Genomic DNA, 18,599 nt, shown 5'->3' with positions numbered 1-18,599 from the left:
GGATCAACCCCTTGCCTGCGCCAGCACCGCGCCGAGCGTGCGCTCGACGAGGGGCAGCTTGAACGCATTGTCCTTGGTCGGCTGGGCACCCGCGAGGAGGATGCCGGCCGCGGCCTTTGCACCCTGCGGCAGTGCTGCCTCGGCTGTTTCGACGCGCCACGGCTTGGGCGCGATCCCGCCGACCGCAACCCGGCCACTGCCGTCACGCTGCAGGACCGCGGCGACCGAGACCAGCGCGAAGGCATAGGAGGTGCGGTCGCGCACCTTGTGGTAGACATGCGTGCCGCCCAGCGGCGCGGGCAGCGTCACCGCGGTGATCAATTCCCCGTTTTCGAGCACGGTCTCGGCATGCGGCGTGTCGCCCGGGAGCACATGGAAGTTGGCGAGCGGGACGGCGCGCGTCGCGCCATCGGGCTTCACCGTCTCCACCGTCGCGTCGAGCGCGCGCATCGCGACGGCCATGTCGCTCGGATGCGTGGCGATGCACGCCTCGCTCGTCCCAATCACGCCGAGCTGACGGCTGAACCCGCCGATCGCCGCGCAGCCCGAGCCGGGCTTGCGCTTGTTGCACGCCTGGTTGGTGTCGTAGAAATAGGGGCAACGGGTGCGCTGGAGCAGGTTGCCGGCGGTGGTCGCGCGGTTGCGGAGCTGGCCCGACGCACCGGCGAGCAGCGCGCGCGAGAGCACGCCATAGTCCTTGCGGATGCGCCGGTCGGCGGCGAGATCAGTGTTGCGCACCAGCGCGCCGATGCGAACGCCGCCCTCAGGAGTCGCCTCGATCCGGTCGAGCCCGATGCGGTTGACGTCGATCAGGTGAGTCGGCGCCTCGATCTGGAGCTTCATCAGGTCGAGCAGGTTGGTGCCGCCGGCGACGAACCGGGCGCCCTGGGTGCGCGCGGCCGCGGCCGCCGCCTCTGCGGGGGTGGTCACGCGCTCGTAAGTGAAGGGTCTCATGCGCGCCTCCCGGCGACTTCGGTCATCGCGTCGAGGATGTTCGAATAGGCGCCGCAGCGGCAGATATTGCCGCTCATCCGCTCGCGCATCTCGTCATTGGTGGCGCGCGGGCGGGCGGTGAGGTCCTGGGTGACGTGGCTCGGCACGCCTGCTTTGATCTCGGCGAGCACGGCGACCGCCGAGCAGATCTGCCCGGGCGTGCAATAGCCGCACTGATAGCCGTCATGCTTGACGAAGGCGGCCTGCATCGGATGGAGCTTGCCGGGCGTGCCGAGGCCCTCGATCGTGGTCACCTCGTCGCCGTCGTGCATCACTGCCAGGCTTAGGCACGCGTTGATGCGCCGCCCCTCGACGATTACGGTGCAGGCACCGCACTGGCCGTGGTCGCAGCCTTTCTTGGTGCCGGTGAGGCGCAGATGCTCGCGCAGCGCGTCGAGCAGCGTGGTGCGGGGATCGAGCGCGAGCTCGCGCTTCGCGCCGTTGACGGTGAGGGCCACCGGGACCGCGGCATCGATGGGTTGGGGCGGCGGCGTTCCCGCCTCCGCCGCGGGAACCGCCACGACGGCGACCGAGGCGCTGCCGCCGACCAGCACGCTACGCCGCGTAACGCCGAACTCGTCTTGCTTCATGTCCTGGCTCCCATCCTGCGCGTCCGTCGCGATTTGCCGGTTCAGCGCCGGCCATTGTAGTCGCTGCCGTCATCTGAGCGATCACGCGCGTCAATGATCGACTCCATCCATATCACGTTCTTCCCGGTTTCGCGCTCCACCATGTTCTGGCGCTCCCGCTCATCGGTTGATGAGCCGCTGGGTCGCGGCGGGGTAGCGATCGCCGACCACTTCGACCGTGGCGAGCGCCTGGTCGATCCGGGCGAGATCGGCCGTATCCAGCTCGACCCTTGCGGCGCCGAGATTCTCCTCGAGCCGCTCCAGCTTGGTCGTGCCGGGAATCGGCACGATCCACGGGCGCTGCGCGAGCAGCCAGGCAAGCGCGGTCTGCGCCGGCGTCACACCCTTGGCCTGCGCCAGCTCGCGAACGAGGTCCACGACCGCCTGATTGGCCTTCACCGCCTCGGGCGAAAAGCGCGGCAAGGTGCTGCGGAAATCCCCCGCGCCGAAGGTCGTGTTCGCATCGATCTTGCCGGTCAGAAAGCCCCGGCCGAGCGGACTGAAGGGCACGAAGCCGATGCCGAGTTCGTCGAGGAGTGGCAGGATCTCGGCTTCGGGTTCGCGCCACCACATCGAATATTCGCTTTGCAGCGCCGCGACCGGCTGGACCGCATGCGCGCGGCGGATCGAATCCGCGCTCGCCTCCGACAGGCCGAAATGCAGCACCTTGCCGGCCTGGATGAGTTCCTTCACCGTTCCGGCCACCTCTTCGATCGGCACGTTCGGGTCGACGCGATGCTGGTAGAAGAGATCGATCCGGTCGGTGCGAAGTCGCTTCAGCGCCGCCTCGGCAACCTCACGGATGCGTTCCGGACGGCTGTCGAGGCCTTCGCTGGGAACGCCATTGCGGAAGCCGAACTTGGTCGCGATCACGACCCGGTCGCGTATCGGCTCGAGCGCCTCGCCGACCAGCTCCTCGTTGATGCCCGGGCCATAGGCTTCCGCAGTGTCGAAGAAGGTGACGCCGCGTTCGTGCGCGGCACGGATCAGGCCGATGGCGTCCCGGCGATCGGTCGCGGGTCCATAGGCAAAGCTAAGGCCCATGCAGCCCAGGCCGATCGCCGATACCTCAAGGCCGTCGCGGCCCAAAACACGTTGTTGCATCGCTTGATCCTATTGGAGAGGCGCTCATCACAGGCTGCGCCACCATTGTTCGAGGACCAACTTAGGTAGTCTCCGCTGTTGCAATTAGACAGGGAAGGTCGCTTGGGTCTATGATTCTCAGTCATGGAACCAAGCGCGTTCGGACCGCGGCATGCGGCGTGAGGAACTCGGAAGCCTCACCATGTTCCTCGCGGTCGCCGAGGAGCGGAGCTTCACGCGCGCTGCCGCCAAGCTCGGCCTCTCGCAGTCGGCGCTCAGCCATTCGATGCGCCGGCTCGAGGCACGGCTGGGGCTGCGTCTGCTTACCCGCACGACGCGCAGCGTGGCGCCGACCGAAGCGGGCGAGCGGCTGCTCGAGACGCTGCGGCCGGCGCTCGATGAGATCGACGTCAAGCTCGCCTCGCTGACCGAGCTGCGTGAACGGCCGGCAGGGACGGTGCGGATCACCACCTCGAAACATGCTGCGCGTGCGGTGCTATGGCCGGCGATCGACCGGCTGACGGCCGAGCATCCGGACATCCGGATCGAGCTGGACGTCGACGCCGGGCTCAAGGACATCGTCGCCGAACGCTTCGACGCCGGCGTCCGGTTGGGCGAGCGGCTGGAGAAGGACATGATCGCGGTGCCGATCGGTCCGCGGCTGCGCATGGCCGCGGTCGGCGCGCCGGCCTATTTCGAGAAGCACGGAATCCCGCACACGCCGCACGACCTGGCGCAGCACAACTGCATCAATCTGCGGATGATCAGTGCCGGCAACCTGTATGCGTGGGAGTTCGAGCGGGGCGGGCGCGAGCTGCGGGTGCGGGTCGAAGGGCAGTTGGTGCTCAACGATGTCGATCTCATCGCCGATGCAGCGATCGCCGGACGCGGCATCGCCTTCCTGATGGAGGATCAATTCGAAGCGCAGCTCGCGAGCGGCGCACTGGTCCGTGTGCTTGATGACTGGTGCGAGCCGTTCGACGGCTACCACCTTTATTATCCGAGCCGTCGCCAGCCGTCGCCCGCGTTCCGCATCGTGCTGCAGGCACTGCGCTATCGGGGGCGATCGGGTCCGGGCTAGGCGGCGCGGGCAGCGGTCCAGTCGGCGCGCGTGTTGATGTTGTGGAGCGGGTGCGGTTCGGCCACCGGGATTGCTCCGCAAAGCTCGATCCAGGCGCGCCAGCGATGGTCGCCGGTGGCGAGGAACGCGGCAAGCGCAGCGTGCAGGCTGGAAGGCCAGTAACCGATCAGCCACTGCTGCTCGAACACCGCGGCGCGCGGACCGGCCAGGCGCGCGGTGAGGTTGTGCGGGAGCGGGACGACATCGACGGGGGCGGTGAGCACGGCATCGAAGCCGTTCGCGGCGGCGAAGCGAAGGGCCGATTCGAGACCGGCCAGGGGGCCGATGCGTTCGGGGGTGGCATCGGAAAGTGTCCGGAGATTGCTCCAGCTGCGACCGCAGATGACGAGATCGGTGACTTGAGGCGCGAGGGCGGTGACGATGTGGTCGAGCATCGGCGTCCCGCCGAGCGAAGCATGCGCCTTGTCGCTGCCGAAGCGCCGGGAGGCACCGCCCGCGAGCACGGCGCCGAGGGTGCGCGGCGGGAGGGTCATGCGGTGAGCGCTCGCGCGGGGGCGGCGTGGACGGCGGTGGGGCGGGCGACGGCCTCGCCGATCAGCAGCAGGGTCGGGCGGTTGCCGGCGATCGACTTGACCGCGAGCGGAAGCAGATCGAGCCGGGTGGAGAGATGCTGCTCGGTCGGCAGGCTGACGTCGCAGGCGACGAGGACCGGGGTCGAACCGGGGAGACCGGCGGCGGTCAGCTGCTCGCTGATCTCACGCGTCGCGCCGCGGCCCATGTAGAAGGCGAGGGTCGAGCCGGCATGGGCGAGCGCGGGCCAGTCGAGGTCGAGCGCTTCGCCCGCGCGGGCGTGCGCCGTCACGAACTGGACGCGGCGGGCGAGGCCGCGCAGCGAGAGCGAGAGGCTCGCCGAGGCGGCGGCCGCGCTGGCGGTGGTGATGCCAGGGCAGATGCGCGCGACAATCCCGGCACGGGCGCAGGCCTCCATCTCCTCGGCGCTGCGCGCGAAGATCGCGGGGTCACCGCCCTTGAGGCGGACGACCCGCTTGCCGCGCAACGCGGCCTCGACGAGCAGGCCGTTGATTGCGTCCTGATCCTTGGAGTGGCGGCCTGCGCGCTTGCCCACGGGGATCAGCTCCGCGTGCGCGGCGAGCGCGAGGATCTCGGGACCGACCAGCGCGTCGTAGAAGACGATTTCTGCGGTTGCGATCAGCCGGGCGGCCTTTAGCGTGAGCAGTTCGACATCGCCAGGGCCAGCGCCGACCAGCCACACGCTGCCGGGTGGAAAATCGTCAGCCATTTACGGCCTCCTGTCTTGTGTCGGCGAGGATGCGCGCGAGCGCGGGGCGGCATGATCCGCAATTGGTGCCGGCCTGAAGCGCTGCGCCGATCGCGGTGACGTCGGTCAGCTGCTGGTCGCGGATCGCAGCGACGATCGTGTTGAGGCCGACGTCGAAGCACACGCAGATCACCGCGCCGCGATCGGGTTGGGCGCCGGGGGCGCGGCCGGCGAGCAGGGTCGGGGCGACTTGCGGCGCGGACAGCTGCGCGATCAGCCATTCGCGCGGCGGCAGCTCGCCCGTGCGGGTGACGAACAACGCGGCGGCGAGGCGGCCTTCGCGCAGGATCGCGACCCGGCGGGTGCCGCGCGCGGGATCGACCGCCTCGACCCGCTCGCCCGCGGGGAGCAGTTTTTCGATGCGGAGGATGTCGCCATTGCCCGCCATCTCCCAGAGCGTGCCCGCGGGGATCGCGACGCGGGTGGCCCAGAGGCATTTGGGTGGTGCGGGCAGATCGCCGGTGACGATCAGGAAGGCGCGCCATTCGGCCGCGACCGGCTCGATCCGGGCCGGGGTCAGTTTGAAGCCCGGCTGGCCCGAAAAGGGATCGGTGAGCGGGCGCGGGAGCAGGCCGGTGCGGCCGCCGGTCGAGGTGCGATCGGTCCAGTGGATCGGGGTGAACAGCTCGCCCGGCCGCTGCGCGTCGGTGACGGACGCGCGGAAGATGCTTTCGCCCTGCGGCGTCGCGACGCGGGCAAGCCCGCCATCGGTAATGCCGAGCGCGGCGGCGTCGTCGGGGTGAACCTCGACCAGAGGCTCCTCGCGGTGGCGGGCGAGCTTGGGCGACAGGCCGGTGCGGGTCATCGTGTGCCACTGGTCGCGGTAGCGGCCGGTGTTGAGCGTCATCGGCCAGTCGGCGAGCGGACCCTGAAGCGGCCGCTGCGTGACGGGGACGAGCCGCGCACGGCGGTCGGGGGTCGAATAGCGGCCGTCGGCGAAGGGCATGCCGCCCCAGCGGTGCGGCTCCATCGTCTCATAGGCCGAATTGCCGCCCGCGCCGCCATTGGGCAGCGCAAACACCCGTGCGCCGTCGTTCTGATAAGTCGACAGGCGGCAATGCTCGCGCCAGATCTCGGCGGGGCGGTCATAGGCGAAGGGAGTCTTCCACCCCATGCGCCGCGCGACTTCCTTGACGATCCACCAGTCGGGTTTGGCCTCGCCCGGCAGCGGGAAGAGCGCGCGCTGGCGGCTGATCGTGCGGTCGGAATTGGTGACCGTGCCATCCTTCTCGCCCCATGCGGCGGCGGGCAGACGGACATGCGCGAATTCGCCGGTGTCGGTGCGCTCCATCACGTCGCTGACCACCACGAAGGGGCAGGCGGCGAGCGCGTCGCGGACCCGGCCCGCATCGGGCATCGACACGGCGGGGTTGGTCGCCATCACCCACAAAGCCTTGATCCGCCCCTCATCGATCGCGCGGAACAGGTCGACGGCCTTGAGCCCCGGCTTCTCGGCGATCGACGGCGACGCCCAGAAACGCTGCACACGCTCACGATTCTCCGGCGCGAAGTCCATGTGCGCGGCGAGGGTGGAGGCGAGTCCCCCTACCTCGCGCCCGCCCATCGCATTGGGCTGGCCGGTGATCGAGAAGGGCGCCGCACCCGGCTTGCCGATCCGGCCGGTGGCGAGGTGGACGTTGATGATCGCATTGCCCTGGTCGGTACCGCTGATCGACTGGTTCACCCCTTGGCTAAACAGGGTGACGGTGCGCGGGTTCGCGGCGAACAATTCGTAGAAACGCCTGAGGTCTGATGGCGGCACGTCGCAGACGCGCGCCACCGACCACAGGTCGCTTCCCTCTCCTAACTTGTCCCAGAAATCGTTGGGCACCGCGACATGCGCGTCGAGATAGTCTTGATCGATCGCCCCCGCCTCGCGGCACCATTGCAGCAGCCCATTCATCAGCGCGACGTCGCTGCCGGGGCGGATGGGCAGGTGGAGATCGGCTTCCTCGGCGGTCTCGGTGCGGCGCGGGTCGATCACGACGAGCTTGGCGCCCGCTTCGCACCGCGCGCGGACGCGCTGATAGACGATCGGGTGGCACCAGGCGGTGTTGGAGCCGACCAGCACGAACAGGTCGGCGGCGTCGAGATCGTCATAGCTCGCGGGGACGACATCCTCACCGAACGCGCGGGTGTGAGCGGCGACCGCGCTCGACATGCACAGGCGCGAATTGGTGTCGATGTTGGCCGAGCCGATGAAGCCCTTCATCAGCTTGTTGGCGACATAATAATCTTCGGTGAGCAGCTGGCCGGAGACGTAGAAGGCGACGCTGTTGGGGCCGTGCTGGGCGACGGCGTCGCGGAAGCGTTTGGCGACGAGGTTGAGCGCCTTGTCCCAGCTTGCGCGCTTCATCCCGATCATCGGGTGGAGCAGGCGGCCCTCGAGGCCGACCGTCTCGCCGAGATGCGTGCCTTTCGAGCAGAGCCGGCCATGATTGGCGGGATGATCCGGATCGCCCTCGATCCGCACTTCGCGCGGGCCGGCGACGGTCGCGCGGATGCCGCAACCGACGCCGCAATAGGCGCAGGTGGTGCGGATGGGTTCGGGGGAGGTCATGGGTTTGCCCATTCCTCCCCTTCAGGGGAGGCGGCATCGCGCAGCGATGACGGAGGGGCCGCCGCGCAGGCGGCGGAAACGGTGCGACCGAGTACCGCCCTCTGCGGGGCGGCCCCTCCACCACCGCCTTCGGCGGCGGTCCCCCTCCCCCTCCGGGGGAGGAATTGAAGATTTTCGCTCACGCGACCCCCGCGAGCGCCTCGGCGCGGGCGATCAGGATGCGGCCGCCGTCGATCTTCACCGGAATCACCGGCACGCAGCCCTCGTCGCCGCCCAGCGCCTTGCCGGTGACGAGCGAGATGCGCCAATTGTGCAGCGGGCAGGCGACCGAGGTGTCGTGGACGATGCCCTGGCTGAGCGGCCCCTGTTTGTGCGGGCATTTGTTGACCAGCGCATGGACCGATCCGGTCGCGGTGCGGAAGATCGCGATCTCCTCGCCGCCATGCACGGGGAGGGTGCGTGCGCCCATTGCAGGGAGCTGGTCCACCGGACCGATATCGAGCCACTCGGCGTCCATTACTCTGCTCCCACGACCGCGAAGGGCCGGATTTCTGCGATATGCTGGTGAAGCTCGCGCTCGGCGCCCGCGGCGCGCTCGGCCCAGGGGTCCTTCTGGAGATGGCGCTGGGATTCGTGGAAGCGTTCCTTGAGCGCCTCGCGGCCCTCTTCATCCTCGACGATACGCGACTTGATGTATTCGAGCCCGACGCGCTCGACCCAGGGCGCGGTGCGGTCGAGGTAACGCGCTTCCTCGCGGTAGAGCTGGATGAAGGCGGCGCAGTAATCGAGCGCCTCCTGCTCGGTCGCGACCTTGCACAGCAGGTCGGTACCGCGCAGGTGGATGCCGCCATTTCCGCCGATATGCAGCTCGTACCCCGAGTCGACGCAGATCACGCCGAAGTCCTTGATCGTCGCCTCGGCGCAGTTGCGCGGGCAGCCTGACACTGCGATCTTGAACTTGTGGGGCATCCATGAGCCCCAGGTCATCTGCTCGGTCTTGATGCCGAGACCCGTGGAGTCCTGCGTGCCGAAGCGGCACCATTCGGACCCGACACAGGTCTTCACTGTACGCAGCGCTTTGCCATAGGCATGGCCCGAGACCATGCCCGCGGCGTTGAGATCGCCCCAGATCGCGGGAAGGTCCTCCTTCTTGATGCCGAACAGGTCGAGCCGCTGACCGCCGGTGACCTTGACCATCCGCGCGCCATATTTGTCGGCGGCGTCGGCGATCGCGCGCAACTCGTTCGGCGTGGTGACGCCGCCCCACATGCGCGGGACGACCGAATAGGTGCCGTCCTTCTGGATGTTGGCGTGCATCCGCTCGTTGACGAAGCGGCTCTGCGGGTCCTCGACATGCTCGCCGGGCCAGGCGCAGAGTAGGTAATAGTTGAGCGCCGGGCGGCACGAGGAGCAGCCGTCGGGGGTGGACCAGTTGAGCGCCTGCATCACCTGGGGGATGACCTTGAGCTCCTGTGCGACGATCTCACGTCGGACATCGTCGTGGGTGAAGCTGGTGCATTTGCACATCGTCTTGGGGCCCGACTGGACGTCGTCGCCGAGGCTGAGCGCGAGCAATGTCTCGACCAGCCCGGTGCACTGGCCGCAGCTCGCCGAGGCCTTGCAGGTGCCGCGGACGGCATCGAGGCTGTGCGCGCCCTTGCCGATGCAGGCGACGACCTGACCCTTGGAGACGCCGTTGCAGCCGCAGATTTCCGCATCGTCGGAAAGCGCCGCAACGGCCGCCTTAGGGTCCGCTTGCCCCCCTCCGGAGGCAAAGGCCTGGCCGAAGATGAGATAGTCGCGGACGTCGGACACATCCTCCTGCTTCTTGAGCAGGTCGAAGTACCAGCTGCCGTCAGTGGTATCGCCGTAGAGGACGGCGCCGATGATGCGGTCGTCCTTGACGACGACGCGCTTGTACACGCCGCGCGCGGCGTCGCGCAGAACGATGTCCTCACACCCCTCGCCGCCCGAGAAATCGCCCGCGGAAAAGACGTCGAGGCCGGCGACCTTGAGCTTGGTCGAGGTGACCGATCCGCGATAGCCGGTGGGGCTTTCGGTCATGTGATCAGCCAGCGCGCGGCACATGTCCCAGAGCGGCGCGACGAGGCCATAAACGTTGCCGTCATGCTCGACGCACTCGCCGACCGCGAGCACATCGGGGTCGGAGGTGACCATATGGTCGTCGACCTTGATCCCGCGCCCGACCTCCAGCCCCGCATCACGCGCGAGGGTGGTGGAGGGGCGGATGCCCACCGCCATGACGACGAGATCTGCGGGGATTTCGGTGCCGTCCTTGAGCTTGACCCCCTCGACATAGGTCTCGCCCATGATCGCGGCGGTGTCGGCACCGGTGAGGATGGTCTGGCCGCGCGCCTCGAGCGCCTGCTTGAGCAGCCAGCCGGCGGCCTCATCGAGCTGACGTTCCATCAGGGTGGGCATGAGGTGGAGGACGGTGACCGTCATCCCGCGCAGGCTGAGGCCATGCGCGGCCTCCAGCCCCAGCAGGCCGCCGCCGATCACCACCGCACTGCCGCCCTTATCCGCGGCGGCGAGCATGGTGTTGACGTCGTCCATGTCGCGGAAACTGATCACGCCGGGCAGGTCCTTGCCCGGCACCGGAATGATGAACGGGTCCGATCCGGTGGCGATCAGCAGCTTGTCGTAGCTGGTAACGATGCCGCCGCGCGAGGTGACGGTCTTGGCCGCGCGGTCGATGCCGATGACGGGATCGCCGGCGATCAGGTCGATGCCGTTCTCGACATACCATTCAGGGGTGTTGATGACGATGTCGTCGAACGCCTTCTCCCCCGCGAGGACGGGGGAGAGCATGATGCGGTTGTAGTTCACCCGCGGCTCGGCGCCGAAGATGGTGACGCGGTAGCGCGCGGGATCGCGGGCGAGGATCTCCTCGACCGCGCGGCAGCCGGCCATGCCGTTCCCGACCACGACGAGATGCTCGCGCGTATCGTCCTCTGCGCGCGCGATGCGTTGCAATTCCATCAGATCGTCCAGTCCAGTTGCAGCCAGAATTTTTGCGTGTCGGTGGCGAACAGCTCCGCTTGGTAGTCGGCGAAGCGGACCGAGGCGGTGGTCTTGCCGAACTTCGCCGTGGCGAGGAGGTTGAGCTCATCGCCATAATGGCGGGTCAGGCGGTCGCTCTCGTAGCGGTGCCATGCGGCCTGAAAGGTCACGCCCTTGGCCGGGCCGATCGCCTTCCAGCCCCAGCCCGCGCTGACATAGAGGTCGCGTACCCCGTCAGGCGGCGTGGTGAGATATTTGTCCGCCCAGCCCTGGAACTTGAACAGCGTGCCGGTCGGGGTCTGGAAGCTGGTGAGGGCGATGCCATCGTCGGCGCCCAGGACTTCATAGCCGACACCAAGCTTGGGACCGTTCAGGTCAAGCGCGACGTCCGCCAGCCAATAGTCCGCGGCATAGTCGTTGGGATTGCGATGATGATCGGACTGGCGGGCGTGGCTGAACTGATAGGCCAGCTTGGCCTTGCCGATCGGGTGCGTTCCCGCGAGCCGCACGCCGAAGGTCTTGCTCGACAGGCGGAAGCCTTGCACCGCAGCCTCGTCCTGATCGACCCAATAGCCGAAGCCGGTGAGCGTGCCGATCGGGGTGGCATAGCTCAAATTGGCGAAGATATTGTCGCCGCTCACCGCGCGCTGGCGGGCGCCGGTGCCGTCGACGCCCCAGATGGTGCGCACCGCCCAGGCATAGGTAAGGTCGGCCTTGAGGCCCTTGAGCGGGGTGACTTCGGCGCGGACGGCATCGAAGGTCTGGGCGTTCTGGCGGAAGGCGGCGTTGCCGACGAAGCGCTCGTCATCCAGGCCGATGCGCTGGCGGCCTGCTGTCACCGTAGCGAACGGAAGCTTGAGGCCGAGCTGCGCGCGGTAGATCGCGACATTCTGCGGGTCGCCGATCAGCGGCCGGGTCGCGGCGCCGTGGAGCCCGTCATAATAGTCGCCCGCGACGGCGAGGTTGCCCTGCGCCTCGACCAGCGCAGTGAGCGGGCCGCTGGTTGCCTGCACCCCGGCGCGGACGCGGAGGGTGACGGCTTCGGAGTCGAGCGCCAAGCCGTCTTGGTCGGCCTGCTCGTAGCGCAACCGGGCTTCGGCGAGCGGCTTGAGGGTCTGGGCGGTGGCGGGCATTGCCGCCACCAGCCCAGCGAAGAGAAACACGTTGCGCATCAGATTTTCACTCCCCCAGCAGCGCCCCAAGTCGAGCGCCACTTGCCCTTTACCAGCGTCAGGCCGGCGAGCGCGACCACCGCTAGCCCCGCGAAGATCAGGAAGCCGCCGGAGAAGCTGCCGGTCCATTGCTTGGCGAGGCCGAGCGAGGAGGCGAGGTAGAAGCCGCCGACGCCGCCTGCCATGCCGACGAGGCCCGTCATCACGCCGATCTCGGCCGAGAAGCGCTGCGGCACGAGCTGGAACACCGCACCGTTGCCGGTGCCGAGCGCGAGCATGGCGAGGACGAAGAGCAGCAAAGCGGTCGCGAAATTCTCGGCCAGGCTGACGCCGACCAGCGCGAAGGCGGCGAAGATGAACACCGCGGTGAGCGCCTTCACCCCGCCGATCGCGTCGGCGAGCGCGCCGCCGAGGGGGCGGACCAGCGACCCGGCGAAGACGCAGGCTGCGGTGGCGTAGCCCGCCTGGATGGTGGTGAGGCCGAAGCGGTCGGTGAAGTAGATCGGCAGGCTGGCGGCGAGGCCGACGAAGCCGCCGAAGGTGACGGCGTAGAAGCCCATCAGCCACCAGCTGTCGGCCACCTTGAGCGGCTGGAAATAGTCCTTGAGCGACTTGGCGGGCGGGCGGCCCGGCGCGTCCTTCGCCATGATGATATAGGCGATCAAGACGAGGGTGAGCGGGATGCAGGCGAGGCCGAGCACGCCGTTCCAGCCGAAGATCTTGGCGAGCGCGGGGGCGAACAGCGCGGCGAGCACGGTGCCCGAATTGCCCATGCCGGCAAGGCCCATCGCCTTGCCCTGGTGCTCGGGCGGATACCACCGGCTGGCAAGGGGGAGGGCGATCGCGAAGCTGGCGCCCGCGAAACCTAGAATCACGCCGAGGGCGAGCGTGCCGGCGAAGCTGGTGACCCCGGCCATCCAGGCGATGAATAGGCCGGCGATCACGATCACCTGGCTGATCGTGCCCGAGCGCTTGGGGCCGATGCGATCGACCAGCAGCCCGTTGACGACGCGAAGGATCGCACCGGCGAGCGTCGGCACCGCGACCATCAGGCCCTTCTCGGCCGGTGTGAGCGCCAGCGTCTTGGCGATCTCCGGCGCGAGCGGTCCCAGGATCACCCAGACCATAAAGGCGAGGTCGAAATAGAGGAATGCGGCGATCAGCGTGGGCGTATGCCCACTCGACCAGAAGCTCGATTTGGGGGACGTGTTCGCGTCCAGATATGTGGTTGCCATCTTCTGTCCCCGTTCGATGGACAAGAAAAAGCCGCCAGAACGGCGGCCATGACGGCGCGTTCTGGCGGCTTCGTTGCCTGTTTCGGTTGATGGAGCGTCGTGCCCCGGCCCGTTGCGATCCGGCTCCCCCCGTTGGAAACCTAACCGCGTGATTCTGCCCCGGCGTCCTTGCCGAGTCAGATGAAGCTGCCCGATTCGTCGAGGTGCGGCAAGCGTTTTCTTCGCAGGTGCAATAATTTTAGCTGCGCCGCGTTACGGCAGCGTGGCCAGATATCCGGGGATATCCTCGGGATCGAAGGCGCGGCGATCGAAGAAGCGGTCGGCTCCCAGGACGAGGCGCCCCTGCACCGATCCGGCGCCGATCGGTTCGTCCAGCCCGCCCTCGAGCTTCGAGCTGGCGCCAGGCAATGGCGCGCCCGATCCCGTCAGTGCTTCGCGGTAGAGATCGGGGCGGAAGGTGCTCGCGGCGGTCGCTGCGTCGGCGTCCGAATAGGGGAGGCTGTCCCACCGCGCCATCTGCGAATAGAGCCACGCTGCCTGGCTGCGCCACGGGAAGTTGGCAGCCTCGCGGTACTGGAACATGAAGTCGGGATAATGGATCGGCGGCCCGCCGGGGACGAGGCGGATGCGATCGGTGATCGCGCGCAGGATCGCGTCGCGCGAGGCATCGAGATAGGCTGGACCGGCGAGGATGTCCGCGCTTTGCTCGGCCGTCTCGGGACGCACAAAATGTGCGGCCGCAGCGTGGAGCGCGCGGACCAGCCGCAGCACGGCGTCGCGCCGCTCGTCGACGACCTCGCCGCGCAGCGCCAGCACCTTCTCGACCCCGCGCCGCCAAATCTGCGCGGTGGCGAGCGCGATGCGGCCGACCCCGCGATCGACTGCAATCGAATTCCACGGCTCGCCGACGCAGATGCCGTCGACCTCGCCTGCCGCGAGCGCATCGGCAGCGAAGGGCGGGCTGGTTACCGTGATCTCGACATCCGCGTCAGGCCGGATGCCGACTCCGGCGAGCCAGTAGCGGAGCATATAGTTGTGGCTGGAATAGCGGTGGACCACGCCGAAGCGGAGGCGCCGACCTTCGGCCGCACGCAGTTGCGCGACTTGCCTGAGCGCTGCGCCGACCGCGATTGGGTCGCCGAGCGCGTCGCGCAGGCCGACGGCTTGAGCCAGTGCGGTCGAGAAGGTGATCGCATTGCCATTGAGCCCAAGCACGAAGGGCACCGCCATCGGCACCGCCGGCCGGTCGCGGCCGAGCGCGGTGGCGATCGCGAGCGGGGCGACCATGTGCGCCGCGTCGGTATGGCCGTAGAGCAGCCGGTCGCGCACCGTCGCCCAGGTCATGTCGCGGACCAGTTCGAGCGACAGCCCCTCGGCCTCGGCAAAGCCGAGCTCGTGCGCGAGGATCGGCAGCGCGGCATCGACCAGCGGGAGAAAGCCGACGCGCAAAGTTTCGCTGGTCATGGCAGGTCTCCCATCAGCGCTTCGCTGGTGACGATCGCCTCGGCGATCTCCACGATGCGGCGGTTGGTGCGCATCGCTTGGCCGCGCAACAACGCATAGGCGGCAGGCTCGTCGATCCCGCGGCGCTTCATGAGGATCGACTTGGCGCGATCGATCGTCGCGCGTTCGGCGAGCGCGTTCTTGGCTTCATCCAGCTCGCGCTGGAGCCGTGAAAAGGCCTGGAAGCGGCGCACGGCGAGATCGAGCACCGGCTTGATGCGCTGTTTCGACAGTCCGTCGACGACATAGGCCGAGACGCCCGCGTCGATCGCCGCGCCGGTCGCCTCGGCATCGCTCTGATCGACGAACATCGCGATCGGCCGGCCAAGCACTCGCGACATGGCGAAGAAATCCTCGAGCACGTCGCGGCTTGGATTTTCGAGATTGACCAGCACCACTTCCGGCGCCGCCGCCTCGATCTGCGCGGCGAGGGGCCCGGCAGGGTCGATCAGCGCCAGATCCTCGAGCCCGGCCTCGCGCAGGCCGTCGGAAATGATCGCCGCGCGCGTCTGGCTGGTATCGATGATCGCGATCCGCATCGCGCTCGCTTACGCAATAATGCTGCGTTGCACCAGAGAATAAGGTTCCATTTGTTTCAAACGAAACCGATCCGGGATGGAGGTTTCGGTACGGGCGTAAGAGGCTCGCATCGCTGGACATTCGGGGCGGCGTGGAGAGCGCGGGCAGCAGGTGAAACCGAATCCGAGCACCGGCGCTTCGAAGAAGCTGGGGCCGGTGTAGAGCACAGCGACCTCGCGCAATGGCTCCGGAACGGATGTACATTCACCCACGTTCCCGTAATGATCGTCTAACGTTCCCGCGCGGTGCCACGCGGTGGGAACGTCAGATGCAGTTCGCGAATCATCTCTTCTACGGTGACAATCTCGACGTCCTGCGCGCGCATTTTCCGGACGAGAGCGTCGATCTCGTCTATCTCGACCCGCCGTTCAATTCGAACGCGAACTACAACATCCTGTTCCGTTCGCCGACCGGCGTGGCGGAGGCGGAGGCGCAGGTCGAGGCGTTCGAGGATACGTGGCACTGGAACGATGTCGCCGAGGATGCCTTCGACCAGGCGATGCAGAGCGGCTGCATGCGGGCGTTCGACCTGCTCAACGCGATGCGCGCGTTCCTCGGCGAGAACGACATGATGGCGTATCTCGCGATGATGGCGATCCGGCTGATCGAACTGCACCGGGTGCTCAAGCCCACCGGCAGCCTCTATCTCCACTGCGATCCGACCGCGAGCCACTATCTCAAGCTGTTGGCGGACGGCGTGTTCGGCGCCGAACGGTTCCGCAACGAGATCACCTGGAAGCGCACCTCGGCGCACAGCGACGGCGGGCGCTATGGGCGCAACACCGATATCATCCTGTTCTATTCGAAGGGCGCGAAGCCGGTGTGGAACCCGCAATTCACGCCCTATGACCGCAACTATGAAGCCCGCTTCCGCAACCGCGACCCCGACGGGCGGCTGTGGATGGACGACAACCTCACCGCCAAGGGGCTGTCGGGCGGCGGCTATCATTATGAGTATAGGGGCGTGCATTCCTATTGGCGGATGCCGGTCGAGACGATGGAGCGGCTCGACCGCGAAGGGCGGCTGCACTTCACGCGCAACGGCGGCATCCGGCTGAAACGTTATCTCGACGAGGCGCGCGGACTGCCGGTGCAGGCGCTGTGGAGCGACATCCCGGCGATCAACTCGCAAGCGCAGGAGCGGCTCGGCTATCCGACGCAGAAGCCGATCGCGCTGCTCGAGCGGATCATCGCCGCCTCGTCGAACGAGGGCGATGTGGTGCTCGATCCCTTTTGCGGCTGCGGCACCGCGATCCACGCCGCGCAGAAATTGGGGCGGCGCTGGGCGGGGATCGACGTCACGCATCTCGCAATCAGCCTGATCGAGCGGCGGATGAAGGCGGCGTTTCCTGGCATTGCGCTCAATGTCGAGGGGACGCCGCGCGACCGGGCCTCGGCCGAGGATCTGGCGCGGCGCGACCCCTATCAGTTCCAGTGGTGGGCGGTGTCGATGATCGATGCCATGCCCTTTGCCGGGCGGCGCAAGGGACCGGACGGGGGGATCGACGGGATCATCTATTTCAAGCCCGAGCGCCAGCGGACGGCGAGGGCGCTGGTGTCGGTCAAGGGCGGCGAGCATGTCGGGGTGAAGGTGGTGCGCGACCTGCATTCGGCGATGGAGCGCGAGAAGGCGCCGATCGGGGTGATCGTCAGTCGCACGCCGCCCTCCGCGCCGATGCTGCGCGAAGCGGCCGCGGTGGGGCGGTTCCACTCCGAAGCGACCGGGCGGAGCTATGCCCGGATGCAGATCCTGACGGTCGACGAGCTGTTCGACGGCCGCCGCCCGGACATACCGCTGGTCGATCCGGCGGCGGCGTTCCGCAGCGCGCCGCGCGAGACGGAGGTGCAGGCGCAACTGCTGTAGCACGTCGCTTCCCATCCGTCGGCTTCGACCCTAAACCCGCCGGCGATGACGGGCGCCTCCTCCCAGCCGATCCCCGCCGCGACGCTGATCGTGATGCGCGAGCGCGCTGCGGGGCAGCCGGAGCTGCTCGTCGTCGAGCGATCCGCAGCGATGCGCTTTGCTGGCGGGGCGCTGGTCTTTCCGGGCGGGCGAGTCGATCCAGGCGACCGCGCGTTGGCGGCGTTGCATCCGGGCGATCCCGATGACCTCGCCGCGCGGATCGCCGCGATTCGCGAGATGATCGAGGAAGCGGGGCTGGCGGTGGGCATCGCGGGGATGGCTGACATCGAGGGTGTCCGCGCGGCGCTCTACGGCGGGACGCCAGTGGGCGAAGTGCTCGCCGGGGGCGATCTCGACCTTAATGCGCTGGTGCCCTTTGCGCGCTGGCTGCCGCCCGGCGACGTGTCGCACAAGGTGTTCGACACGCGCTTCTATCTGGCGCGATGGCCCGAAGATGCGGCCGAAGCGGTGGTGGACGGGAACGAGAATGTCCGATTGTTGTGGGCGACCGCGCAAGAGGTGCTGGATGCCGCCGACGCCGGCAAGGCGCGGATCATCTTTCCGACGCGGCGCAACCTCGAGCGGCTGGCGCAGCTCGGCAGCTTCGCGGAGGCGGTGGCGGACGCGCGGGCGCATCCGGTGGAGCCGATCACCCCCTGGGTCGAGACGCGCGGCGGCGAGGAGCGGCTCTGCATCCCCGAGGGGCTCGGCTATCCGGTGACCTCGCAGGTGATCGGAACGGCGCTGCGGGCATGAAGCTGCTCCGCAACAGCCTGGCGGCGATCGTAGTGGCGGCGCTGCTGCTGACGCTGGTGCTGCTGCTCTATGCACTGGTCCGCAACCGGCCGCAGGACCTGCCCTGGACCGAGCTCGATCTGGGCAAGCCGGTGGGACTGTTCACCGGCCGCAAGCTGGCCGGGCTGACCGAGGATTTCCCCGCATGCCGCAAGGCGCTCGACAAGGCGGGAGTGCGCTACACCGCGCTGGCACCGCTGAGCGAGCAGGGCGGGGAATGCGGCTATGCCGATGTCGTGCGGTTCGCGCCGGGCGGGGCGCGGCGGATCCGGTTTGCGCCGGGTGATCTGGGTGTTTCCTGCCCGGTCGCGGCGGCGCTGGCGGTGTGGGAATGGGAGGTGGTGCAGCCCGCGGCGCGCCGTACCTTCAACCAGCGCGTCACCGAGATCGAGCATTTCGGCAGCTACAATTGCCGGCGGATGTACAATCGCGAGGGGGCGAGCTGGAGCGAGCATTCGACCGCCGATGCGGTGGACGTCGCGGCGTTCCGCCTTGCTGACGGAACGCGGATCACGCTGGTCGGCGATTGGGCGGGGAGGGGGCAGAAGGCGCGCTTTCTGCGCGAGGTGCGGGACGGGGCGTGCAGCCTGTTCTCGACCGTGTTGTCGCCGGACTACAACGCCGCGCATCGCGATCACTTCCACCTCGACCAGGCGGAACGCGGGGAGATGGGGTGGCGAGCCTGCCGCTAGGGCAGACCCGC

15 protein-coding genes and 1 pseudogene are annotated in these 18,599 nt (G+C 68.2%); 4 read left to right on the top strand and 12 right to left on the bottom strand.

Annotated features, from left to right (window positions below):
- Window positions 1-3: 3 nt before the first annotated feature.
- The 3 genes from OK349_RS07200 to OK349_RS07190 all read right to left on the bottom strand — a co-directional run bounded on the left by OK349_RS07200 (window position 4) and on the right by OK349_RS07190 (window position 2,726).
- Window positions 4-954, bottom strand: a complete 951-nt coding sequence (locus tag OK349_RS07200) for an FAD binding domain-containing protein (RefSeq protein WP_265117136.1) — start codon at window positions 952-954, stop codon at window positions 4-6.
- Window positions 951-1,583: an aldehyde dehydrogenase iron-sulfur subunit PaoA gene (gene paoA / locus OK349_RS07195; RefSeq protein WP_265117135.1), complete on the bottom strand. Its 633-nt coding sequence runs from the start codon at window positions 1,581-1,583 to the stop codon at window positions 951-953. Before paoA ends, OK349_RS07200 begins: the two co-directional genes overlap by 4 nt.
- Window positions 1,584-1,742: 159 nt before the next feature.
- Window positions 1,743-2,726, bottom strand: coding sequence for an aldo/keto reductase (locus tag OK349_RS07190; protein ID WP_265117134.1), 984 nt, complete (start codon window positions 2,724-2,726; stop codon window positions 1,743-1,745).
- A gap of 151 nt (window positions 2,727-2,877) precedes the next feature.
- On the opposite strand from OK349_RS07190, the gene OK349_RS07185 reads away from it, so the two are divergent.
- Window positions 2,878-3,786 (top strand): LysR family transcriptional regulator, encoded by a 909-nt coding sequence (locus OK349_RS07185; protein ID WP_265117133.1) that lies wholly within the window; start codon window positions 2,878-2,880, stop codon window positions 3,784-3,786.
- On the opposite strand, the gene OK349_RS07180 is transcribed toward OK349_RS07185, so the two are convergent.
- The 9 genes and pseudogenes from OK349_RS07180 to OK349_RS19520 form a co-directional block, all read right to left on the bottom strand.
- Window positions 3,783-4,319: a molybdenum cofactor guanylyltransferase gene (locus OK349_RS07180; RefSeq protein WP_265117132.1), complete on the bottom strand. Its 537-nt coding sequence runs from the start codon at window positions 4,317-4,319 to the stop codon at window positions 3,783-3,785. The genes OK349_RS07185 and OK349_RS07180 overlap by 4 nt on opposite strands.
- Window positions 4,316-5,086, bottom strand: coding sequence for a uroporphyrinogen-III C-methyltransferase (gene cobA / locus OK349_RS07175; protein ID WP_265117131.1), 771 nt, complete (start codon window positions 5,084-5,086; stop codon window positions 4,316-4,318). Before cobA ends, OK349_RS07180 begins: the two co-directional genes overlap by 4 nt.
- Complete coding sequence (locus tag OK349_RS07170; protein ID WP_265117130.1) at window positions 5,079-7,685, bottom strand: nitrate reductase; 2,607 nt, start codon at window positions 7,683-7,685, stop codon at window positions 5,079-5,081. Before OK349_RS07170 ends, cobA begins: the two co-directional genes overlap by 8 nt.
- A 178-nt stretch (window positions 7,686-7,863) precedes the next feature.
- Window positions 7,864-8,202, bottom strand: coding sequence for a nitrite reductase small subunit NirD (gene nirD, locus OK349_RS07165; protein ID WP_265117129.1), 339 nt, complete (start codon window positions 8,200-8,202; stop codon window positions 7,864-7,866).
- Window positions 8,202-10,688, bottom strand: coding sequence for a nitrite reductase large subunit NirB (gene nirB / locus OK349_RS07160; RefSeq protein WP_265117128.1), 2,487 nt, complete (start codon window positions 10,686-10,688; stop codon window positions 8,202-8,204). The genes nirD and nirB overlap by 1 nt, the downstream gene beginning before the upstream one ends.
- Complete coding sequence (locus tag OK349_RS07155; RefSeq protein ID WP_265117127.1) at window positions 10,688-11,881, bottom strand: alginate export family protein; 1,194 nt, start codon at window positions 11,879-11,881, stop codon at window positions 10,688-10,690. Before OK349_RS07155 ends, nirB begins: the two co-directional genes overlap by 1 nt.
- Window positions 11,881-13,116, bottom strand: coding sequence for a nitrate/nitrite transporter (locus tag OK349_RS07150; RefSeq protein WP_265117126.1), 1,236 nt, complete (start codon window positions 13,114-13,116; stop codon window positions 11,881-11,883). The genes OK349_RS07155 and OK349_RS07150 overlap by 1 nt, the downstream gene beginning before the upstream one ends.
- Window positions 13,117-13,368: 252 nt before the next feature.
- On the bottom strand, window positions 13,369-14,580 hold the full coding sequence (locus OK349_RS07145; RefSeq protein WP_265117125.1) for a CmpA/NrtA family ABC transporter substrate-binding protein: 1,212 nt from the start codon (window positions 14,578-14,580) through the stop codon (window positions 13,369-13,371).
- A gap of 41 nt (window positions 14,581-14,621) precedes the next feature.
- Window positions 14,622-14,930 (bottom strand): annotated as a pseudogene (locus OK349_RS19520) (ANTAR domain-containing response regulator); the annotation flags it as partial.
- Between the two features lie 536 nt (window positions 14,931-15,466).
- On the opposite strand from OK349_RS19520, the gene OK349_RS07135 reads away from it, so the two are divergent.
- Genes OK349_RS07135 through OK349_RS07125 form a run of 3 tightly spaced genes read left to right on the top strand, consistent with a single transcriptional unit; the run spans window position 15,467 to window position 18,588 of the window.
- Window positions 15,467-17,062: a DNA methyltransferase gene (locus OK349_RS07135; protein WP_265117123.1), complete on the top strand. Its 1,596-nt coding sequence runs from the start codon at window positions 15,467-15,469 to the stop codon at window positions 17,060-17,062.
- A gap of 45 nt (window positions 17,063-17,107) precedes the next feature.
- A complete protein-coding gene (locus OK349_RS07130) occupies window positions 17,108-17,857 on the top strand; it encodes an NUDIX hydrolase (RefSeq protein ID WP_265117122.1) in 750 nt (249 codons plus the stop codon).
- The gene (locus tag OK349_RS07125) at window positions 17,854-18,588 is read left to right on the top strand and encodes an extensin-like domain-containing protein (protein WP_265117121.1); all 735 of its coding nucleotides are present in this window, start codon (window positions 17,854-17,856) and stop codon (window positions 18,586-18,588) included. Before OK349_RS07130 ends, OK349_RS07125 begins: the two co-directional genes overlap by 4 nt.
- The last annotated feature ends 11 nt before the right edge of the window (window positions 18,589-18,599 follow it).

The organism is Sphingomonas sp. BT-65, assembly GCF_026107375.2.
Lineage (GTDB): Bacteria > Pseudomonadota > Alphaproteobacteria > Sphingomonadales > Sphingomonadaceae > Sphingomonas.
The sequence above is the reverse complement of the archived record's forward strand: the minus strand, read 5'-3'. Positions and strand labels throughout refer to the sequence as shown.

Coding starts and splice junctions, on each gene's coding strand:
- OK349_RS07200 (WP_265117136.1), bottom strand. CDS start 954: ATGAGACCCTTCACTTACGAGCGCGTGACCACCCCCGCAGAGGCGGCG.
- paoA (WP_265117135.1), bottom strand. CDS start 1,583: ATGAAGCAAGACGAGTTCGGCGTTACGCGGCGTAGCGTGCTGGTCGGC.
- OK349_RS07190 (WP_265117134.1), bottom strand. CDS start 2,726: ATGCAACAACGTGTTTTGGGCCGCGACGGCCTTGAGGTATCGGCGATC.
- OK349_RS07185 (WP_265117133.1), top strand. CDS start 2,878: ATGCGGCGTGAGGAACTCGGAAGCCTCACCATGTTCCTCGCGGTCGCC.
- OK349_RS07180 (WP_265117132.1), bottom strand. CDS start 4,319: ATGACCCTCCCGCCGCGCACCCTCGGCGCCGTGCTCGCGGGCGGTGCC.
- cobA (WP_265117131.1), bottom strand. CDS start 5,086: ATGGCTGACGATTTTCCACCCGGCAGCGTGTGGCTGGTCGGCGCTGGC.
- OK349_RS07170 (WP_265117130.1), bottom strand. CDS start 7,685: ATGACCTCCCCCGAACCCATCCGCACCACCTGCGCCTATTGCGGCGTC.
- nirD (WP_265117129.1), bottom strand. CDS start 8,202: ATGGACGCCGAGTGGCTCGATATCGGTCCGGTGGACCAGCTCCCTGCA.
- nirB (WP_265117128.1), bottom strand. CDS start 10,688: ATGGAATTGCAACGCATCGCGCGCGCAGAGGACGATACGCGCGAGCAT.
- OK349_RS07155 (WP_265117127.1), bottom strand. CDS start 11,881: ATGCGCAACGTGTTTCTCTTCGCTGGGCTGGTGGCGGCAATGCCCGCC.
- OK349_RS07150 (WP_265117126.1), bottom strand. CDS start 13,116: ATGGCAACCACATATCTGGACGCGAACACGTCCCCCAAATCGAGCTTC.
- OK349_RS07145 (WP_265117125.1), bottom strand. CDS start 14,580: ATGACCAGCGAAACTTTGCGCGTCGGCTTTCTCCCGCTGGTCGATGCC.
- OK349_RS07135 (WP_265117123.1), top strand. CDS start 15,467: ATGCAGTTCGCGAATCATCTCTTCTACGGTGACAATCTCGACGTCCTG.
- OK349_RS07130 (WP_265117122.1), top strand. CDS start 17,108: ATGACGGGCGCCTCCTCCCAGCCGATCCCCGCCGCGACGCTGATCGTG.
- OK349_RS07125 (WP_265117121.1), top strand. CDS start 17,854: ATGAAGCTGCTCCGCAACAGCCTGGCGGCGATCGTAGTGGCGGCGCTG.